Here is a 19,349-nt window from a genome sequence, read left to right as displayed (position 1 = left end):
ATTTCTCCCTCTCCCCGCTTGCGGGGAGAGGGGCGGGGTGAGGGGGACTCTCCGCGGGGACGGTTGCAATTCGACTCGCGGAGACTCCTCCTCACCCGGATTGCATCTGCGATGCAATCCGACCTCTCCCCGCAAGCGGGGCGAGGTGAAGAAAGCAGCTCCGTCTTACAGCACCGCCGCAACCTCCGCGGCCGTCGGCATCGACGGCCCGGCTCCCATGCGCTGCACGCTGATCGAGGCGGCGGCGTTGGCGAAGGCGAGGGCGGCGCGCAAAGGCTGGCCATCCGCGAGCTGCGATGCGAGCGCGCCCACGAAACAATCGCCTGCGCCTGTGGTGTCGACCGCCTTCACCACGCGGCCAGGCACCGCAAACTCCTCGCGACCTGCGAGTGCGAGCACGCCGCGCTTGCCGAGCGTGACGCAGATGGTCTGGTCCGCGCGCGCCTGAAGTTTTCGCGCCACCGCGATGATCTTTGCAGTCTCATCGTCGTCGGTGAGCTCGGTGCCTGCAAGGAAACCAAGCTCGGTCTCGTTCAGCACCAGGATGTCGACCAGCGCGAGCAGCTCGCTCGACATCTTTTGCGCCGGGGCGGGATTCAGCAATGTGGTGGCGCCCGCCGCGTGCGCGCGCTGGAAGAACGCGGCAATGGTCGGCAGCGGGATTTCGAACTGGCTGACCGCGACATCGCCCTTCGCCAGCGGCGCATCCGCGACGTCATCCGCGCCGACCAGCGCATTGCTGCCGGGAATGACGACGATGGTGTTGTCGGAGGCCGCCACCGTGATGATCGCGGTGCCGCTATGCGTGTCGGCTTCGCGGACGGAACCGAGATCGACGCCCTGTGCGCCGAGAAACGCCCGAAGCTCCGCTCCGAACGCATCCTTTCCCAGCCGCCCGATCAGCGTGGTCTTCGCGCCAAGTCGCGACGCGGCCACGGCCTGGTTCGCGCCCTTGCCGCCCGGAAAATACAGCACCTCGCGGCCGGCGACCGTCTCGCCGACCCTGGGGTGGCGATCGGCGGTCGCCACCACATCCATGTTGATGCTGCCGGCGACGAATACACGCCCCATGATAGTCCCTTACAAAATCCCTAGACCCTGACTTCGAACTCGTGCCTGACTTTGGCGATGTCCACAAGGGTCGGCAGGCCGGCTTCGTTGCCGAGCCGCTGGATCTTGAAGGTCGAGGCGGCGCGGGCAAAGTCAAAATGCTCGCGCCAGCTTTTCCCGGGGTGCGCGAGGTAAGAATAGACATAGGCGCCGTGGAAGACGTCGCCGGCACCGTTGGTGTCGATCACGCGCTCACGCGGGATCGGCATCGCCGGCATGATCTCGACTGCGCCGGTCTCGTTGTACCAGAGCAAGCCCTTCTCACCCATGGTAACGCCACCGATCTTGCAGCCGCGGCCCTTGAGGTAGTCGAGCATCTTCTCCGGCGTCAGGTCCATCTGCTCGCACAGCCGCTCGGCGACGATCGCAACGTCGATGTATTCAAGCAGCTCATGCGTGTTTGTGCGCAGGCCGCCACCATCGAGCGAAGTCAGGATGCCGGCCTCGCGGCAGACCTTTGCGTAATGAATTGCCGCATCGGGCTGATGGCCGTCGATATGCAGCGCGCGGCAGCCGCCGAGATTGAGCATCGGAAAGGGGTGGATATGCTCGTCGTCGCGGCAGCGAACGATGGCGCGCTTGCCGTCCTTCGGCATGATGAAAGAGAGCGACGACTGGTTCACCTTTCGCCCGTGCAGCGAGATCGCGTATTTCGCGCACATGTCCTGGAACATGCGCCCCAGCCAGTCATTGGCCGCGGTAGCGATCAGGTCCGGCACGATGCCGAGCTTGGCGCAGCAGAATGCGGCCGTGACCGCGTTGCCGCCGAAGGAGACTGCGTAGTCAGTTGCCACGTGCTTCTCGTCGCCGGTCGGCATGTGGTCGGTGATGAAGACGACGTCGATATAGGTCTGTCCGATAAAGAGAGCCTGCATTGGTTGTCCGTAACTGCGCTGGGTGGTCCCGGCCGGCGATCTTACTCTAGCACCGGTTCCGCGCGGAGGACGCGGAAATTATTCGCAAAACCGTCACGAGGCGCTTGAGGTCGGCGGGGTGCCGGAATACGACCATGACAGGGCAAAGCCAAGCCCGGACAAATGCCGTATTTCGGCCGGTTGTTCCAGATCCATAAAAGGGGGGAATATGATCACCGGCCTCGATCACATCGTCGCTCTGGTCCAGGATATCGGTGCTGCCAAGGCGGCCTATCAGACGCTGTTGGGGCGCGCGCCGGCCTGGCAGAATTCCGGCGAGGGCGCCGACCGCGTGCTGTTCACCCTCGAGAACATGACGATCGAGCTGATGGCTCCGAGCGGCTTCAGCGTGGCCGCGGACCGGATGCGCGCGCTGCTCGATGACCGCGAGGGTGTGCTCGCCAGCCTGTGCTTTCGTGTCGCAGACATGAGCAAGATGCACCGGCGGCTGGACCGGGTGGCGCTGAAGCCGGATCCCGTCGCCGAGGTCGAGAGCAGCGACGATGCGAGCGGTGCTGCCCTGCACTGGAAACGCACGCGGGCCGCGACCGAGCTGACGCGCGGCGTGCGCATGTTCTTCCTCGAGCTGGCCGAGGAGCGTCCGAAGTCGGTTGCTTCAGACGTCGCGCCGATCGACGGGCTCGATCATGTCGTGATCACCACCGAGGATTCCGATCGTGCCGCCGCGCTCTACGGCGCGCGGCTCGGGCTCGATCTGGCGTTGGATCGCTCGCATCACGATTGGGGCCAGCTGATGTTCTTCCGCTGCGGCGATCTCATCGTCGAGGTGGTGCGCCGCCCCGTGGCGGGCGGAGATTCCCTGCATGACCGGCTCTGGGGCCTGAGCTGGCGCGTGGCCGACATCGAGGCCACCCGCGCCCGCCTGCTCGCCGCCGGCCTCGACGTCACCGAAGTGCGAAACGGCCGCAAGCCGGGCACGCGCATCATGACGGTGCGAAACGGCACCTGCGGGATTCAGACCGTGCTGCTGGAGCGTTCGCCGAAGCCGGTGGAGTAGGCGACGCTCTCTCTCCCCAAGACTCCCGCAGGGTGGGCAAAGCGCAGCGTGCCCACGTCCCGCGAAATAGATGAAAAGACGTGGGCACGGCGCAAGTGCGCCTTTGCCCACCCTACGAGACCAAGTCCGCGGCACGAGATCGTTCTCAAATGCCCGCCCGCATGTTACATGCGTCTTGACACACCCAGCGAGCACCCGGTTTGGCGAAGACAACGGCAAAGCGAACTCTGAAATGGCAGCGCGATCCCGAAGGGATGCGGCTGCGCATTCTCGAGGCGGCCAAGCAGGAGTTTTCCGCTCACGGGCTCGCGGGCGCCCGAGTCGACCGCATCGCGGCGAATGCCGGCGCCAACAAGCGCATGCTCTACTACCACGTCGGCAACAAGGACGACCTCTATCTCGCCGTGCTCGAGGGCGCCTATGACAAGATCCGCAGCGAGGAGCGGGGCCTCGATCTCGAACATCTCGATCCGCCCGAGGCGATCAAGCGGCTGATCGAGTTCACCTGGGGTTATTTCCTGCGCAATCCCGAGTTCCTGTCGCTGCTCCAGACCGAGAACCTCGCGCGCGCAAAGCACCTCAAGCGCTCGACCAAGGTCAAGTCGATGCACTCGCCCTTCGTCGAGATGATCCGCACCGTGGTGCGGCGCGGCGTCGAGAGCGGTGATTTCCAGGTCGCGGTCGATCCGGTGCAGCTCTATATCTCGATCGCGGGCCTCTGTTTCTTCTATCTCTCGAACTCGGCGACGCTGAGCGTGATCTTCGGCCGCGACCTGCTCGCCAAGGACGCCAAGGACGAGCGGCTCGCGCACATGGTCGGTCTCGTGCTGGCCGCGCTGACGGGCCAGTCGGCCGCGTTGTTCGAGATGGCCAAGGCGCCGAAATCGCGGAGCGTGGTGGCACAGACGGTGTAGCCCCCCGTCGTCGTCCCGGCGGAAGCCGGGACCCATACCGCGTGATCTGTCGATTGCGCACGGTGCTAATCCCGAACGACCATTCTTCGCCAAACCACTCCCTGTGGCTATGGGTCCCGGCCCCCCGTGCGCAATAGCGCACTCGGCCGGGACGACACCTGAGTTCTTGGTGCGGTCCCCAATTCCCTGACGACACGGGCCCCCCGCAACCGCCGCAAAACGCCACAGGGAAACCTCTGGACAGTATTTATCCAACGGGTTAATTTCTCCCCCGAAACGAAAAAGACGACCGGGAGTGAGACGTGGCTGAGTTGAAGCCGCAGAGTGCGGTGTCCAAGATGCTGAATGCGGCCTGGGTGCGGCCGTTTCTGTTCCTGGTCTTCATCGTCGTGGCCTGGGATCTTGCGATCCGGCTGTTCAAAATCCCCGCCTATCAGATCCCGTCGCCGGCCGACGTCGTCGCGGTGCTGCGCTCGGATTGGCCCGAACTGCTGCGCCAATGCTGGCCGACGACCTATGCGACCGTCTGCGGCTTCCTGCTGTCGGCGCTGTTCGGCATCCCCGTCGCGATGTTGATTGCGGGCTCGAAGACGGTGGAAAGCTATGTCTACCCGCTGCTGGTGTTCTCCCAATCCGTGCCGAAGATCGCGATCGCGCCGCTGTTCGTGGTGTGGTTCGGCTTCGGTATCATCCCCAAGGTGATCTCGGCGTTCCTGCTCGGCTTCTTCCCGGTCGTGGTGTCGGCGGTGCAGGGCTTCAAGTCGGTCGATCCCGACATGGTCGATCTCGCCCGCGCCATGCAGGGCAGCCGTTTTCAGGTGCTTTGCGCGGTGAACCTGCCGCATGCGTTGCCGGCGATCTTCTCCGGCCTCAAGGTCTCGGTGACGCTCGCCGTGGTCGGCGCGGTCGTTGGCGAGTTCGTCGGCTCCAATTCCGGCATCGGCTATGTGATGCAGCGCTCGATCGGCACGTTCGACCTGCCGACGATGTTCGCGGCGCTCGTGATCCTCGCGCTGCTCGGCGTCATCCTGTTCTGGATCGTCGACCGGATCGAGAAGCTGGTCATTCCCTGGCACGTCAGCCAGCGCGAGGACGTGATTTTCGCATCTTAACTCAAGCAACGAACGGCCACTAACGGCCGAAACATAACGACAGGGAGAGTGACGATGAAGCGGTGGATTGGGGCTGCAGCAGTGGCGCTCATGACGTTTGCGGTTGCACCGGCGCAGGCGGCCGACAAGGTCGTGCTGATGCTGAACTGGTACGTCTACGGCGAGCACGCGCCGTTCTATTACGGCAAGGCCAAGGGCATTTACGCGGCCGAGGGCATCGATCTCGAGATCCAGGAAGGCCGCGGTTCGGCCGCCACCACGCAGGCGGTTGCCGCCAAGACCGCCGATTTCGGCTATGTCGACGTTCCCACCATGATGCGCGCCGCGATCAAGGGCGCACCGGTGATCGCGACCGGCGTGCTGCTGCAGACCTCGCCGATGTCTGCGATGGGCTTCGTCGACAAGAACATCAGGAAGCCCGAGGACATCAAGGGCAAGACGGTGGCGATCACGCCGGCCGATTCCATGACCCAGATCTGGCCGCTGTTCCTGAAGAAGACCGGCCTGAAGGAGAGCGATTTCACCACCGTTGCCGGTGATGGCCAGACCAAGCTCAACGCCGTCATCAACGGCCAGGCTGATCTCTTGCTCGGCTACGTCATGGACCAGTCGATGAAGATCAAGGACGCCACCGGCAAGGACGTGTTCCCGATCAAGTTCGCCGACTACGGCATCGACATGGTCTCGTCAGGCATCATCGCCAACTCCGACTATGTGAAGGCCAACGCCGATCTCGTCCGCCGCTTCATGTCGGCGACGACGAAGGCTGTCGAAGCCGCCGAGAAGGAGCCGAAGGCGGCCGCGCAGTCGATCCTCGATGCCAATCCCAAGGGCGGCAAGATCGACACGCTGACGCAGGGATTCGAGCTGACCATTCCGCTGTACCGGACCGCCGAGACCAAGAGCAAGCGGCCGTTCCAGGTCACCGACCAGAACATGACCGATAGCGTCAACCTGATGGTCGAATATGGCGGGCTCGACGCCAAGGCCAAGGAGAACCCGAAGGCCTTCTACACCAACGATTACCTGCCGAAGAGCGGCACGTGAAGCAAGCCGCGATCGTGAGTGAAGCCGTGCAACCGGCCGCGCATCTGAGACTGGTGAGCGACCGGGCGGCCGGCGATGCGTCGGGCATCACACTGTCCGGCGTGTCGAAGACCTATCGGACGCGCGACGGCGATGTGCCGTCGCTGCGTCCGCTCGACTTCCACATCAATGACGGCGAGTTTTTTGTCGTGGTCGGCCCAAGCGGCTGCGGCAAGTCCACGCTGCTCAAGCTGATCTCGGGTCTGCTGCCGCCGACCACGGGCGAAGTGTTGGTCGAAGGCGAGAAGGTGACCAAGCCGCACGGCAATGTCGGCATCGTCTTCCAGAACGCACTGCTCCTGCCCTGGCGCAACATCCTCTCCAACGTGATGCTGCCGATCGACATGAAGCGGCTGCCGCGGGATGAATACCTCGTCCGCGCCAAGGCCCTGCTCAAACTGGTGGGCTTCGAAGGGTTCGAGAAGAAGCTGCCCTGGCAGCTCTCCGGCGGCATGCAGCAGCGGGCCTCGATCTGCCGCGCGCTGGTGCACGACCCGAAGATCATGCTGATGGACGAGCCGTTCGGTGCGCTCGACGCACTAACGCGCGAGCGCATGAATGTCGAGCTGATGCGGATCCAGCGCGAGACCAAGAAGACCGTGCTGCTGATCACGCATTCGATTCCCGAGGCCGTGTTCCTCGCCGACCGCGTGCTAGTCATGACCGAGCGGCCCGGCGCAATCGCTGCGATCTACGACGTGCCGCTGCCGCGCCCGCGCTCGCTCGATGTGATGGCCGACCCTGTCTTCACCGAGCTGGTGCAGCGCATCCGCAAGCATTTCTTCTCGCAAGGTACGCTGGATTAAACCATGGCGCCGCGCCTGAAGCTGCGAGATATCGCCTTCTTCGAACGCCCCGTGCATTTCGCGCGGCCGTTCCGCTTTGGCGCGATCACGATCAACGCGACGCCGCAACTGTTCGTGCGGGTCGAGATCGAGGTCGAGGGCAGGGGCGTTGCGGTCGGCGCCAGCGCGGAATTGCTGGTGCCGAAATGGTTCGACAAGCGATCGGAGCTGTCGCCGGCGCAGACGGTGGACGACCTGCGCAGAGCCTTGGAGATCGCGCGCGGTCTTTATCTGGCGCGAACCGGATTCCAGACGGCATTCGATCTGCATGCCTCCTGCATCGGTGCGCAGATCGCGACCTGTGCGAAGAAGAACATTCCAGCGCTGGCGGCGGCCTATGGCCCGGCTGAGATCGACAAGGCGATCCTCGATGCCCTGCTCCGCGGCGTCGAGACCAGCTTCTTCGAGGGCATGGCCGGCAATATTGCGGGCATCGATGCGCGGCTCTCGCCCGACCTGAAGGACGCGGACCTCACGACGTTTCTCGCCAGCCGCAAGCCCCTGCCGCGTGTCGCCGTCAGGCATACCGTCGGCCTCGACGATCAAGTCGAAGGCGAGGGCGGCGTTGCCGATACGCGCGAAAACGCCGGCGCGAATTACTTCAAGCTGAAACTATCGGGCGATCCCATGGCCGATGCCGCGCGCCTGGCGCGCATCGGCAAGGAGCTCGACACGCTCGGTCGTGACTACAAGGTGACGCTCGATGCCAACGAGCAATATGCAGATATCGCCGCGCTGCAGGCGCTGATCGGTCGGCTCGATCGCGAGCCCGCGCTGCGGTCGATCGCATCATGTCTGCTCTATGTCGAGCAGCCCATGCCGCGCGACATCACCCGGCAATCGCCGCTCGGCTCGCTGGCGGCGCGCGGCTTCATCATCGACGAGGCCGACGATTCCTACGACGCATTCCCCGCGGCGCGGGCGCTCGGCTATCACGGCATTTCCTCGAAATCCTGCAAGGGGCTCTACAAGTCCATCGTCAACGCAACGCGCGCGGCGAAATGGAGCGCGGAGGGCGAGAAATTCTTCGTCACCGGCGAGGATCTCACCTGCCAGGCAGGCCTTGCCGTGCAGCAGGATCTCGCGCTCGGCGCCTTCATCGGCGTCGCCCACGCCGAACGCAACGGCCACCACTATGTCGACGGCTTTGGCGACACCCCGACCACTGAAGCGCAGGCCTTCGCCGCCGCGCATCCCGATCTCTATGCCGATGCCGGGCAGGGAATCCGGCTTTCCATTCACAACGGCGATCTCCTGACGGGATCGCTCAACACAGTGGGCTTTGCGACGTCGGTCCATCCGGACTGGTCGGCGCTCCGCCCGCTCGAACAGCCAAAATCACTTCAGGAGCAAACGGCATGACCACGCAACGCCTCGGCCTCATCATGAACGGCGTCACCGGCCGCATGGGGCTCAACCAGCATCTGATCCGCTCGATCGTGGCGATCCGCGACCAGGGCGGCGTCCGCCTGAAGAATGGCGACCGCATCATGCCCGACCCGATCCTGGTCGGCCGCAGCGCCGAGAAGGTCGAGGCGCTCGCCAAGCGCTACAACATCACGCGCTGGACCACCGACCTCGATGCCGCGCTCGCCGACAAGAACGACACCATGTTCTTCGACGCGGCGACCACGCAGGCGCGGCCCGGCCTTCTCACCCAGGCCATCAATGCCGGCAAGCACGTCTATTGCGAGAAGCCGATCGCGACCAACTTTGAAGAGGCGCTCGAAGTCGTCAAGCTCGCCAATGCCAAGGGCGTCAAGCACGGCACGGTGCAGGACAAGCTGTTCTTGCCCGGCCTGAAAAAGATCGCCTTCCTGCGCGATAGCGGCTTCTTCGGCCGCATCCTCTCGGTGCGCGGCGAGTTCGGCTATTGGGTGTTCGAAGGCGGCTGGCAGGAGGCACAGCGGCCGTCGTGGAACTATCGCGACGAAGACGGCGGCGGCATCATTCTCGACATGGTCTGCCACTGGCGTTACGTGCTCGACAACCTCTTCGGCAATGTCCAGAGCGTGGTCTGCATCGGCAACACCGACATCCCCGAGCGTTACGACGAGCAGGGCAAGAAGTACAAGGCGACCGCGGATGATTCCGCCTACGCGACCTTCCAGCTCGAGGGCGGCGTCATCGCTCACATCAATATGTCCTGGGTTACGCGCGTCTATCGCGACGACCTCGTCACCTTCCAGGTCGACGGCACGCACGGCTCGGCGGTCGCGGGCCTCACCGACTGCATGATCCAGGCGCGCCAGGCGACGCCCCGTCCGGTCTGGAATCCCGACGAGAAGCGCCTGCACGATTTCTACGGCGACTGGCAGAAGCTGCCCGACAACGTCACCTACGACAACGGCTTCAAGGAGCAGTGGGAGATGTTCATCCGTCATGTCTACGAGGATGCGCCCTACAAGTTCACACTGCTCGAAGGCGTCAAGGGCGTGCAGCTCGCCGAATGCGCGTTGAAGAGCTGGAAGGAGCGGCGCTGGATCGACGTCGCCCCGATCAAGGCCTGAGGAGGGACAAGATGAACAAGCCCGTCCTGCCAATGTCGTCCCTGTCGCTCAAGCTGCCGAAGGCCGATCGCTCGATCGAGACCTACCGGCTCGCGGCCTCGCGCACGTTTCCCGCCAAGCTCGAGGGACCACTGAACCGCATCGCCTTCTCGGCGGTGCATACGGTCGCCGATCCCTTCGCGGACAACGACCCCTGGCTGTCGGCGGCCGTCGACTGGGACAAGACCATCGCCTTTCGCGAACACATCTGGGATCTCGGCCTTGGTGTCGCCGAAGCCATGGACACCGCGCAGCGCGGCATGGGGCTGGACTGGCCGACGTCGCTGGAGCTGATCACGCGTTCGGTGGCGGCTGCCAAGCGGCGCAATGCGCTGGTGTTCTCCGGCGCCGGCACCGATCACCTCGCGGTGGAGGACGCCAAACATCTGGATGACGTGATCCGCGCCTATGAGGAGCAGATCTCGGCGATCGAGAAGGTCGGCGGCCGCATCATCCTGATGGCCTCGCGCGCGTTGGCAAAACTTGGCCAGGGCGCCGACGATTACGCCAAGGTCTATAACCGCGTGCTGTCGCAGGTCCGCGAGCCCGTCATCATCCACTGGCTCGGCGACATGTTCGATCCGGCGCTGACGGGATATTGGGGCACCAAGGATCTCGACAAGGCGATGAACACGGCTGTGGCCATCATCAACAACAACGCGGCCAAGGTCGACGGCGTCAAGGTTTCGCTGCTCGACAAGCAGCGCGAGATCGATGTGCGCCGTCGTCTGGACAAGCGCATCAAGATGTACACCGGCGACGATTTCAACTACGCGGAGTTGATCGCCGGCGACGAAAAGGGCTTCTCACACGCGCTGCTCGGCATCTTCGATGCCATCGCGCCGGCGGCTTCCTACGCGCTGTCGCGGCTTGCGGCGGGCGACGATGCCGGTTTCCACGATGTGTTGGGCCCGACGGTGCCGCTGTCGCGCCACATCTTCAAGGCGCCGACGCGCTTCTACAAGACGGGCGTCGTCTTCATGGCGTATCTCAACGGTCATCAGGATCATTTCACCATGGTCGGCGGTCAGGAGAGCACGCGCTCGATGCTGCATCTGGCCGAGTTGTTCCGGCTCGCCGATCAGGCCGGCCTGCTCGCCAATCCGGAATTGGCGGCGCAACGGATGAAGACGGTGCTCGCCTCGCACGGACTGGAAGACTGATGCGCGATTTCTCGTCCGACCATCGTTGGCTGTCGTTGAACACGGCGACGGTCCGCAAGCAGGGTGACCTCGTTCAGATCATCGATGCCTGTGCGAAGCATGGCATCCGTGCCATCGATCCCTGGCGCGATCAGGTTGCGACCGTCGGCCTCGATCGTGCCGTACGCGCCGTGCGCGACGCCGGTCTCGATCTCTCGGGCTATTGCCGCGGCGGCATGTTTACCTCCGACGCATCGCGCCGAGGCGAAGTGCGTGACGACAACCGCCGCTGCGTCGACGAAGCCAAGGCGCTGGGTGCGCCCTGCATCGTCCTTGTCGTCGGCGGCCTGCCGCAATATTCGCGGCCGGGCAGCGAGGCGTCGAAGGATATCGCGGGCGCGCGCGGGCAGGTCGAGGAAGCCCTGGCCGAGATGCTCGACTACGCCAGGCAGGCAAACCTTCCGCTGGCGATCGAACCCCTGCATCCGGCATATGCTGCTGACCGCGCCTGTGTGAACACCACCAAGCAGGCGCTCGACCTGTGCGATCGTCTCGATCCGGCCCGCAGCGGCATGCTCGGCGTCGCGCTCGACGTCTATCACATCTGGTGGGACCCGGAATTGATGGATCAGATCGCGCGCGCAGGCAAAGACCGGTTGCTGGCGTTCCACGTCTGCGACTGGCTGGTGCCGACCAGGGACATCCTCAACGACCGCGGCATGATGGGCGACGGCGTCATCGACATCAAGTCCGCGCGCGCGGCCGTCGAGGCGCAAGGTTTTGCCGGCTATTCGGAGATCGAGATCTTCTCCAACGACTGGTGGAGCAAGCCGATGGACGAGGTGCTGCGCACCTGCATCGAGCGGCATAAGACGGTGGTGTAGCTCCCACCAACGTTGCCTCACGAGCTCGCGAGTTGTGGCAGCGTGTCGAAGCGCGCCTTCGGAGCGCTGCTCGGCGTGGCATAGAGGTCGTCCAGGGCAGGTTCGGCCAACCCGACGGTTGTGATGGACCTGATGCTCTACTCCCGCTTTTGGCGGCGGAGCGGACATGGTCGGACTGTTGCCGCTCGACCCGGTCCCGAATGCCCGAGGCAGATGTTGGCATTTCTGCAGGGTAATGCCGGCTTTTTTGGCAGGGGACGGACGCAAAATCTGGTTTGAGGACCACCTCGTCGTTCGGCCCTGCATGTCGCAAGACACTGGCCGGACAACGAGTTGCAAGCCGTCGGCTCAATGATGGTCGCGCGGGTCAACCAAATGTTGTAGGGTTCAGAGATCGCGCGTCACTGCTCGGAAGGTGTCCGGGTACTTGTTCCTTTAAAATGACAAGGTGCGCATGAGTCAGGCCGAGCAAGCGACAGAGGCGCCGTCCATCGCAACGTCGATGATTACGAGGCGGCTTGCGGCCATCGCCTTTGCCGATGTCGCCGGCTTTTCCCGGCTCATGGGTCTGAAGGACGTCGACACCGTCATGCGCTGGAAGGCGTTGCGGACCGAGATCATGGAGCCTCACATGGCTCGCCATGGTGGGCGGATCGCCGAGATCGCGGGCGACGCCGTGCTGGTCGAATTCCCGAGCGTCGTGAACGCGGTGCGTTGGGCGACCGACGTTCAGCGTGTTCAGGAGCGCGCTGTCGGCGACAAGGATCCGTTCGCGCTGCATCTTCGCATTGGCATCAATGTCGACGATATCATCGACGAAGATGGAATCTTGCAGGGCGATGGTGTCAACGTTGCGTCTCGTATCCACCAGGCCGCTCAGCCCGGCCAGATCGTCGTCACGGCGGCCGTCCGCGACTACGTCATGAATCGATTACCACTGACGTTTCATCACCTCGGCGCGCCTGTGATGAAAAATATCATGCGAACCGTTCACGTCTATTCCGTCGAGTGGACCGAGGGAGACGGAGACCGCCAGATCGCGCAGCCATACCTGCAATGGGCGTCGCGGCCGACGCTCGCCGTGCTGCCGTTCCGGACGATCGGCGGGACCGACGACGACAGCTATTATGGTGAGGGGATCACGGACTCGATCATTACCGGCCTCTCCAGAAATCGATCACTCTACGTCATCGCGCGCAATTCGACCCTTCGTTATAGCGCCGGCGGAAAAGACCTGCGACAGATTGCCACTGAGCTCGATGTTCGTTACCTGCTGGACGGCAGCGTGCAACGCCAGGGCACGCGACTGAGAATCAACACGGAGTTGACCGACATTTTGGGGAATGTCTCGATCTGGGCCCAAAGGTACGAGGGGTCTACCGACGATCTGTTTGAATTTCAGGATCGAATTGCCTCGAGCATGTTGTCCTCGATTGAGCCGCGCGTGCGTGCAGTCGAGATGGCTCGCGTCGCTGACCGTCCGACCGAGAGTCTGGATGCATTCCATTGCGTCCTCCGCGCGATGTCGCTTCTGTATCTCCTGACCGAAGAAAGCCACCGGGAAGCGGGTCAACTCCTGGAACGGGCGATCGAGCTCGATCCGTCCTATGCTCAGGCCCATGCCTACCTTGCGTGGTGGCTGAACTTCCAGCTTGGCGAAGGTTGGTCGCTGGATCCGGACCGCGACCGGGCGCGCGCCCTCATCGTGTCGCGGCGCGCCATCGAACTCGATCCCGAAGATCCGTTTGCGCTGGCCGTGGCCGGGCACATCCTCTCCTTCCTGGGAAAATCACCAGGAGAAGCGATGGAGCTGTTTGGGCGGGCGCTGGCCCTCAACGAGAACCTGGCGTTCGCCTGGGGGTTGAGCGCCCTGACGCTCGCCTATTTGGGGCGGCCCGACGAGGCGCTGGAGCGATTACAGAACGTGTGGCGTCTTAGTCCCTTTGATCCCTTGAACTTTTATTTTTGGATCGTGGCGGGAATTGCCGAGTTCGTCGCTGGGCGATACGATGAAGCGATCGTTTACCTGAACAGGTCACGGCGGGCTAGTCTGCTTTTTCGTCCGTGTATACGAACGCTGGCCGCCGCGCTTGCCCTTTCGGGTGATGAAGCTGGAGCTGAATTGGCAGCTCGACAGCTTCTCGAAATTGAACCGTCGTTTAGAGTCTCGACTTTCGTGTCCTGGTATCCGCTGCGTAAGGATGATCTGGATCGTTTAGCGAAGGGATTGCGCGCCGCGGGGTTGCCGGAATAGCCGCATGTAAATTTTTGGCGTCAGGGAGGCTTGTCATGGGAGCTGGAGCTGGTGCAGGAGCGGGGGCAGGTGCTGGAGCGGGCGCAGGTGCTGGAGCGGGCGCAGGTGCCGGAGCGGGCGCAGGTGCCGGAGCGGGCGCGGGTGCCGGAGCGGGCGCGGGTGCCGGAGCGGGCGCGGGTGCCGGAGCGGGCGCAGGTGCTGGAGCAGGTGCAGGTGCCGGAGCGGGCGCCGGTGCAGGAGCAGGTGCGGGCGCAGGAGCCGATGCGGGGCCCGGCACGGGGCGCAGTTTTTATGCGACCCCCTCGGACCTGGGCTTTCGACCTTGGGCACTCGACTTCACTCCAGATGACGCCGGGTATCCGCCGTATCCGTGGGCGGAAATCGTAAATCCCTATCAGGTCGACGCAAGCGGACAGGATGCGTTCCTCGAATGGACGACCGATGATTGGGACCCGGCATTGCGGTTCTGGACGCTTCCATTCGACCGTCATCTCACGCAATGGCTGCAGGCAGTCGATCCCTCTCGACCATCAATCATGGTGGCGCGGGAATTCGGCGGCCAGAAGAAGCAATGGCAATTCGGTCGGGCTAAGCTGCTGGCGATGAGCTGGCTGGAGCGCCTCGATCTGGCGTGGCAACCCGACCCCCAGCGGAATCCTCAAAATCCCGATCACTACACCGGCGCCACAGATCTCGATTGGACCAACGCGAAAGACGACGCCTTCAAATCGATCCTCGGCGAAATCGAAGAACTGCAAATGTTGATGCAGGACGATCGCGATCGCTACATGGCCGAAATCATCGAGCAGGCGGATGGCAGTGGCGGCTATATTACTGCCTTCATCGATACGAGTGAAGCACGGCGCCCGTGGACTATGGAGCTCATCAACTGCGGGTACGCCATCGGCAACGTCGCATATTTTTTTTACAAGCAGCAGTTCAGGCGCGTTCGCCCATCGACGTTGTGCCCGGGTCTGGCGCCTCCGTTCGGTCCTCCCGCTCATCCGTCATTTACCAGCGGGCATTCCTTCATCGGTCATTTCATCGCGCTTCTGCTCCTCGAGATACCGGCGCTTCGCCAGCGCTACGGCATGTTCGCCGCTCCATACAACGGAATGCCGGGAAAGCTGGGAACGGCAGTCGACCCCAATCCGGCCGTGATGATTTCGCTCGCCAACCCCGCCGTCGCCACCTTGAGTGCGTTGACCGCGCACGGGCTGAGCGCCGGAGATCCGGTCCAGTTTCAGCAGGTGTCTCCTGCGCTGGGGGTGACGATTTCGCAAGCCAACCCCGGAGTTGTTAAGGTAAGCGTGTTGAATGCGCACGGGCTCAGCGCCGGAGACCGGGTCCAGTTTCAGCAGATCCAAGGTGCGCCTGCGCTGCCGGCGCACATCGGACCACCACCTGACACCTATTACGTGCTACCCGCCAACTTGACGGCCAACAGCTTTGAAGTTGCCGCCACCCTCGGCGGCAACCCGATTGACACGACCCCCATGGGTGGGGGAACGCCGCCACCTGTGCCGGCCGTGCTTCTGCGAAACCCGCCGCCGGCGCCGATCATCGTGGACACAACCTATTTCGTACTGGAGGCCGGCTTGACCGCCAACAGCTTTGGAATTGGCGATGCCGCCGGCTTCCCGATTAACACCACCGCGGGTGGGGGGGCGCCGCCGGCTTTGCCGGCCTTACTTCTGGCAAATCCCTTGATGGGGCGGGGCGAACTCACATCGCCGCTGCTTTGGCTTGCCGGGCGTATCGCCAAGAACCGCGAACGTCTTGGCGTCCACTATGCTTCCGACTCGGCTGGAAGTCGTCACCTTGCAGCCGGTATTTGGCGAGCGCTGCTTCACGACAGCACGCCGAGCCGCATCTATTGTCCAACGCTCCGTTCGGTGCTCGCCCACGCAACCGCCGAATGGCCGACCAAATGGCCCTGACCGGGCCTTGTACGTGACCTGACAACGAAGCGCACGCCAGACCATCGGGCTTGCCGCTGGAGCATGATCCGGAAAAGTGCGAAGCGGTTTTCCGGAAAGATTATGCGCAGACAACAACCTGAAGCGCGATGACGATTCATCCGAATCTCATCGCGCCTTAGGGGCTGCCAACCACGATAAGACCAAGGTTGTTGTCATTGGGTACGAGGTCAATGAGTTCCGTGGGCAATTCGCTGCACGGCAACGACGTTGTTAGATCCGTGTTGGCGGCATCGTCCCCGCAGGTTGCGATAGCCAGCACGAGATAGCGGGTGCCGGATGGCGGTGGGTTGAACGTGAAATCAAATTCGACAGGCGGCGCATCTGGGCCAATGGTTTGACCGGAGGAGCCTGGTGACGGGTCGCACGGTGTCCATGTCGTTGACACTGGTGATGTCCATTTCGGCGGATCACTGCCACCGGGCCATGCCTGCCACCAAACGGTGACTACAACATTCGTTGCCTGTTGACCGCCGCGGTTTCCGACCTTCACGGAGATATTGCCCCCCGAGACAACGATCGCGCTTTGGTGGGCCTGCCACAAGGGCGGAGCATCTGAACCGGACTGTTGGGGATTCCAATCGAGCGAGACCGGATTGTAACTGCCCGGGCCATACGCGATAGCGCCGTACGGCGAAACTTCCGAAAGTGGTCGCCGGTCCAGGATGTAGATGTCGACCGGCGGTGGAAGGCCTGGGGCGTTGGTGATCGTTCCGGCAACGGCATACAGGCCCTGGACTTCGAACGCCCAGCGAATGACCTTGTGCACACAGCCGCCGATCCTGTGGAACGGGAACGATTGGATGCTGTACGACGGGGGTGGAGGAAAGGTCACCGTAACGTTGACGTCCCAGAGAATGGTGCCGATGTCGGCGTCGATCAGCGCCGAGACGAGCTGATCCGGCTCGTTGGTCAACACGGTGGTCGATGTCGGCAGAAGCTGAATCCCCCTCATGATGAGGTAGACGGAATAGTGCGAAGCCGACTCGCGGGCGGATCGGTCAGGCTGGTCTTGCAGGCCCACCAGCTTCGTGTCGCCGCCAATAGCGCGGTACAGCCGGAACAGTGATGACGAGAGGATCTGTTCGGTCCAGTAACCCTTGCGGCGGGGCGGCGTTGAATCGGGCACCTGGGACATCGCATAGTGCAACGTGCCGCCCCAGCTCCATCCATGCGACACGCATCGGTCATGGCGACGCGGCGTAAACACCCACGGGAATGTCGCGCCGCGCCAATTGCCGTCTCCCGCCAACTGCGATTGCGGGTCCGAGACGATCGCTGCGAGCGCGTCTCCGGCGCTGTGTGCGAAACGGAATTCCAGCTCACCGACCGAGCACATCAAAAGCACGTGCCCGATCTCGTGCCAGATCCAGCGCGCGTCGGCCGCGATGCCGAGAGGCTCCGCTTGTGAGCGGTTGGTTCCGTCCCACGGCTTGCGTGCACGGGTTGAAAGGTCGGCCAGCGCCAAATGCAGTTGCAGGATCGGACGATCGCTTAGCTTGGTCTGTGCCACGTAGTCGACCGGCCAGCCCTCCGGAAGAACACGCGCATTGACGGTCTGGCCGTCCTTGCCGGGGCCTGGCCTCACCCCGGAGCGATAAAAGACCTTGAGCGGCAGTCTGGCGATCCGAAAGTACGAAACCGCATCAATTCCATACGCCTCGAGCCGATGAAAGAATTGCCTGACATTGTTGTAGGCGCTGATTGCCGAGAAGTCGTTCGATCGAACGAGAGGTATCGTCAACGTGTCGGGCAGATTGACTGTCTTCGGATCTCCTGGGTTGGGGTAATGCGGCGGGGGATAGGGATAGGGAGGGGGAGGGCCGTCGGCGAGAACAAATCCGGGGCAAACCAGCACCTCCTCTTCGATGGATCCGGCTGATTGGTAAGTCAACGGATCCGCCTGATGCGCGGTGATTTGTTCATTGTCGCGATAATACTCGAGTGCTTCTTCGCTGCGTGTCGGACGCCGTTTGCGAAGATCGGTCGGCGGCTTCTGCGACGCGGGATCAATCGGAAATACCCACGCGTATCCAGGTGTCACCGCATCGGCGACGAGCTCAACCCTGCTGACAAGAGCGCCAGCCTCCGTCGGCGTCCCCGAGAACACGAGCGAATACGGTGTAGCTCTGGTTCGGCCGCTCTCCGTCCCGGGCTTGCTCGCGGCTTGCCACTGGACACGCGGTGATTTTCCGTCGGGTGTGGTGGCGATCCGGGCGCCGCGAATGGAGACGGATTGATTTTTCAAGCCAAGCTGACTCGACATCTGGGTCTTGACCCGAGAAAGCCTGTCCACTTGGAAGATCGGTGCGAACGCGTTGTTCTTGTCCTTCTCGTCCTCCCCTAACAAACTGAACACTGCCGCGGTGCTGTAAAGGCCGAACGGAAGTGACGCGGTCATCCCGGTGATGCGTACTTCGTATCCTCCGTTCTTCGGCCGCACGTGCGCAACCACGCGGATGCCGAACCCGGAGCCCAGGAAATGGCCGGGCGGTGGACTGTCGGGGGCGGCATCGACGTTCGGGTCGGGAATCCACTCGGAAGCCACCAGGATCACGGTCTGATCGAAAACTTCGCCCGTCGGCGACTTACGCTCAACTCGGAACGACACGAACGGGTTGCCGGCATCGCTGTCGGCATCGTCGTCGTGCGGATTCGCGGGAGGCCAGCCAAGGAGCATCCACCGGATCAAACCCGAAAAGTCACGCTTGAATAAGTCTCTCGAGTCGGTTCGGAGCACGTGCGGCAGCTTAATGGGCGGATCGATATCGAGTTTCGCTACCTTTTCGAGATAGTCATTTCCCACGCCCTGCATATAGTGATCATTAATTGCGGGGACGGTACGGAGAAACGGAGCCGTTGGATGACGCAACAAAATCGAGGTCGGTGCGTTGGCCGCGTCGCCCCAGCGCTCGTTCCAGAGCGCATATTTGCTGGGATTCCACTCCGCTGAATCGCGCGGGCGAGCAACTTCATCTGCCATCTGCCACCCCTCCTGCTTGAGGCTTCCGCCACCCTGTGACGGACCTCAATGGTGTACGGAACGTGTGCCTGGCGTCGTTGTCGATGAATTCTACTCCATGCCGGCATCTCGCGATAGCCAATCCGTTCCAGCTGGTATGGCCTCATAACGGTGGCGGCGTGTTGCAACCTGCGAGCTGAACGGCCGGCCGAATGAGGCGCGATCGCGTGCTCGAGCGTCGGCAAGCCAGCACCAATCAAGCTCGGTTTATGAGCCCGTAGGGTGGGTTGAGCGCTTGCTAAACCCATCGTTTTGATAACCAGTGCAGTGTCCAGCCCCTCTTGTTCGTCCCGATTGCAAAGATGAAGTTTGATTTGTTTCGCTTCCGCTCTAGCCATCGTACGAGCTCGACGTCCATCCCATCTGGTGGGACGCGGAGCTTCCGTTTTTCGCGTCGCCCCAATCACGTGCGTCACGCCCGCTGATCGCCATGAAAATCGCGTCTGGCAGCGCGCTGGTTGGGGTACCCCCAATGACGAGGTGGACAGCCATCGGCTTTCCGGCAGAATGTCATCATCCC

At 63.0% G+C, this 19,349-nt stretch carries 15 protein-coding genes; 12 read left to right on the top strand and 3 right to left on the bottom strand.

Annotated elements, in window-relative coordinates; all coding sequences use genetic code 11:
- Window positions 1-165: 165 nt before the first annotated feature.
- Both rbsK and QA645_RS30915 read right to left on the bottom strand, forming a co-directional pair.
- A complete protein-coding gene (rbsK, locus tag QA645_RS30920) occupies window positions 166-1,071 on the bottom strand; it encodes a ribokinase (RefSeq protein ID WP_283045094.1) in 906 nt (301 codons plus the stop codon).
- Window positions 1,072-1,091: 20 nt separating this feature from the next.
- Window positions 1,092-1,985 (bottom strand): sugar kinase, encoded by an 894-nt coding sequence (locus QA645_RS30915; protein WP_254129937.1) that lies wholly within the window; start codon window positions 1,983-1,985, stop codon window positions 1,092-1,094.
- Between the two features lie 208 nt (window positions 1,986-2,193).
- Between QA645_RS30915 and QA645_RS30910 the strand changes: the two genes are divergently transcribed.
- The 12 genes from QA645_RS30910 (at window position 2,194) to QA645_RS30855 (ending at window position 15,768) form a co-directional block, all read left to right on the top strand.
- Window positions 2,194-3,042, top strand: a complete 849-nt coding sequence (locus QA645_RS30910; RefSeq protein WP_283045093.1) for a VOC family protein — start codon at window positions 2,194-2,196, stop codon at window positions 3,040-3,042.
- Between the two features lie 200 nt (window positions 3,043-3,242).
- Window positions 3,243-3,956: a TetR/AcrR family transcriptional regulator gene (locus tag QA645_RS30905; RefSeq protein WP_283045092.1), complete on the top strand. Its 714-nt coding sequence runs from the start codon at window positions 3,243-3,245 to the stop codon at window positions 3,954-3,956.
- A 302-nt stretch (window positions 3,957-4,258) separates the two neighbouring features.
- Window positions 4,259-5,068, top strand: coding sequence for an ABC transporter permease (locus tag QA645_RS30900; RefSeq protein ID WP_283045091.1), 810 nt, complete (start codon window positions 4,259-4,261; stop codon window positions 5,066-5,068).
- A gap of 54 nt (window positions 5,069-5,122) precedes the next feature.
- Complete coding sequence (locus QA645_RS30895; RefSeq protein ID WP_283045090.1) at window positions 5,123-6,115, top strand: ABC transporter substrate-binding protein; 993 nt, start codon at window positions 5,123-5,125, stop codon at window positions 6,113-6,115.
- Window positions 6,112-6,960 carry an ABC transporter ATP-binding protein gene (locus QA645_RS30890; protein ID WP_283045089.1) on the top strand — a complete coding sequence of 283 codons (849 nt, stop codon included), beginning with the start codon at window positions 6,112-6,114 and terminating at the stop codon, window positions 6,958-6,960. The genes QA645_RS30895 and QA645_RS30890 overlap by 4 nt, the downstream gene beginning before the upstream one ends.
- A 3-nt stretch (window positions 6,961-6,963) precedes the next feature.
- Window positions 6,964-8,361, top strand: a complete 1,398-nt coding sequence (locus tag QA645_RS30885; protein ID WP_283045088.1) for a hypothetical protein — start codon at window positions 6,964-6,966, stop codon at window positions 8,359-8,361.
- Window positions 8,358-9,509 (top strand): Gfo/Idh/MocA family oxidoreductase, encoded by a 1,152-nt coding sequence (locus QA645_RS30880; protein ID WP_283045087.1) that lies wholly within the window; start codon window positions 8,358-8,360, stop codon window positions 9,507-9,509. The genes QA645_RS30885 and QA645_RS30880 overlap by 4 nt, the downstream gene beginning before the upstream one ends.
- A gap of 11 nt (window positions 9,510-9,520) precedes the next feature.
- The gene (locus QA645_RS30875; protein WP_283045086.1) at window positions 9,521-10,711 is read left to right on the top strand and encodes a dihydrodipicolinate synthase family protein; all 1,191 of its coding nucleotides are present in this window, start codon (window positions 9,521-9,523) and stop codon (window positions 10,709-10,711) included.
- Window positions 10,711-11,574 carry a sugar phosphate isomerase/epimerase family protein gene (locus QA645_RS30870; RefSeq protein ID WP_283045085.1) on the top strand — a complete coding sequence of 288 codons (864 nt, stop codon included), beginning with the start codon at window positions 10,711-10,713 and terminating at the stop codon, window positions 11,572-11,574. Before QA645_RS30875 ends, QA645_RS30870 begins: the two co-directional genes overlap by 1 nt.
- Window positions 11,575-12,028: 454 nt before the next feature.
- The gene (locus QA645_RS30865; protein ID WP_283045084.1) at window positions 12,029-13,828 is read left to right on the top strand and encodes an adenylate/guanylate cyclase domain-containing protein; all 1,800 of its coding nucleotides are present in this window, start codon (window positions 12,029-12,031) and stop codon (window positions 13,826-13,828) included.
- Window positions 13,829-13,858: 30 nt separating this feature from the next.
- A complete protein-coding gene (locus QA645_RS30860; RefSeq protein ID WP_283045083.1) occupies window positions 13,859-14,215 on the top strand; it encodes a hypothetical protein in 357 nt (118 codons plus the stop codon).
- A 71-nt stretch (window positions 14,216-14,286) separates the two neighbouring features.
- Window positions 14,287-15,768 carry a hypothetical protein gene (locus QA645_RS30855; RefSeq protein ID WP_283045082.1) on the top strand — a complete coding sequence of 494 codons (1,482 nt, stop codon included), beginning with the start codon at window positions 14,287-14,289 and terminating at the stop codon, window positions 15,766-15,768.
- A gap of 157 nt (window positions 15,769-15,925) precedes the next feature.
- Here the strand turns inward: QA645_RS30855 and QA645_RS30850 are convergent, their stop codons facing one another.
- The gene (locus QA645_RS30850) at window positions 15,926-18,790 is read right to left on the bottom strand and encodes a hypothetical protein (protein WP_283045081.1); all 2,865 of its coding nucleotides are present in this window, start codon (window positions 18,788-18,790) and stop codon (window positions 15,926-15,928) included.
- Window positions 18,791-19,349 lie beyond the last annotated feature (559 nt).

Origin of the sequence: Bradyrhizobium sp. CIAT3101 (assembly GCF_029714945.1) — a bacterium.
In the GTDB taxonomy this organism is placed as follows: domain Bacteria; phylum Pseudomonadota; class Alphaproteobacteria; order Rhizobiales; family Xanthobacteraceae; genus Bradyrhizobium.
Note: the sequence above shows the minus strand (reverse complement) of the source record. Positions and strands in the feature narration are given on the sequence as shown.

Bases quoted from the DNA above. Each gene is read 5' to 3' on its own strand.
- QA645_RS30885 (WP_283045088.1), top strand. From the start codon at position 6,964: ATGGCGCCGCGCCTGAAGCTGCGAGATATCGCCTTCTTCGAACGCCCC.
- QA645_RS30865 (WP_283045084.1), top strand. From the start codon at position 12,029: ATGAGTCAGGCCGAGCAAGCGACAGAGGCGCCGTCCATCGCAACGTCG.
- QA645_RS30915 (WP_254129937.1), bottom strand. From the start codon at position 1,985: ATGCAGGCTCTCTTTATCGGACAGACCTATATCGACGTCGTCTTCATC.
- QA645_RS30850 (WP_283045081.1), bottom strand. From the start codon at position 18,790: ATGGCAGATGAAGTTGCTCGCCCGCGCGATTCAGCGGAGTGGAATCCC.
- QA645_RS30895 (WP_283045090.1), top strand. From the start codon at position 5,123: ATGAAGCGGTGGATTGGGGCTGCAGCAGTGGCGCTCATGACGTTTGCG.
- rbsK (WP_283045094.1), bottom strand. From the start codon at position 1,071: ATGGGGCGTGTATTCGTCGCCGGCAGCATCAACATGGATGTGGTGGCG.
- QA645_RS30880 (WP_283045087.1), top strand. From the start codon at position 8,358: ATGACCACGCAACGCCTCGGCCTCATCATGAACGGCGTCACCGGCCGC.
- QA645_RS30910 (WP_283045093.1), top strand. From the start codon at position 2,194: ATGATCACCGGCCTCGATCACATCGTCGCTCTGGTCCAGGATATCGGT.
- QA645_RS30875 (WP_283045086.1), top strand. From the start codon at position 9,521: ATGAACAAGCCCGTCCTGCCAATGTCGTCCCTGTCGCTCAAGCTGCCG.
- QA645_RS30870 (WP_283045085.1), top strand. From the start codon at position 10,711: ATGCGCGATTTCTCGTCCGACCATCGTTGGCTGTCGTTGAACACGGCG.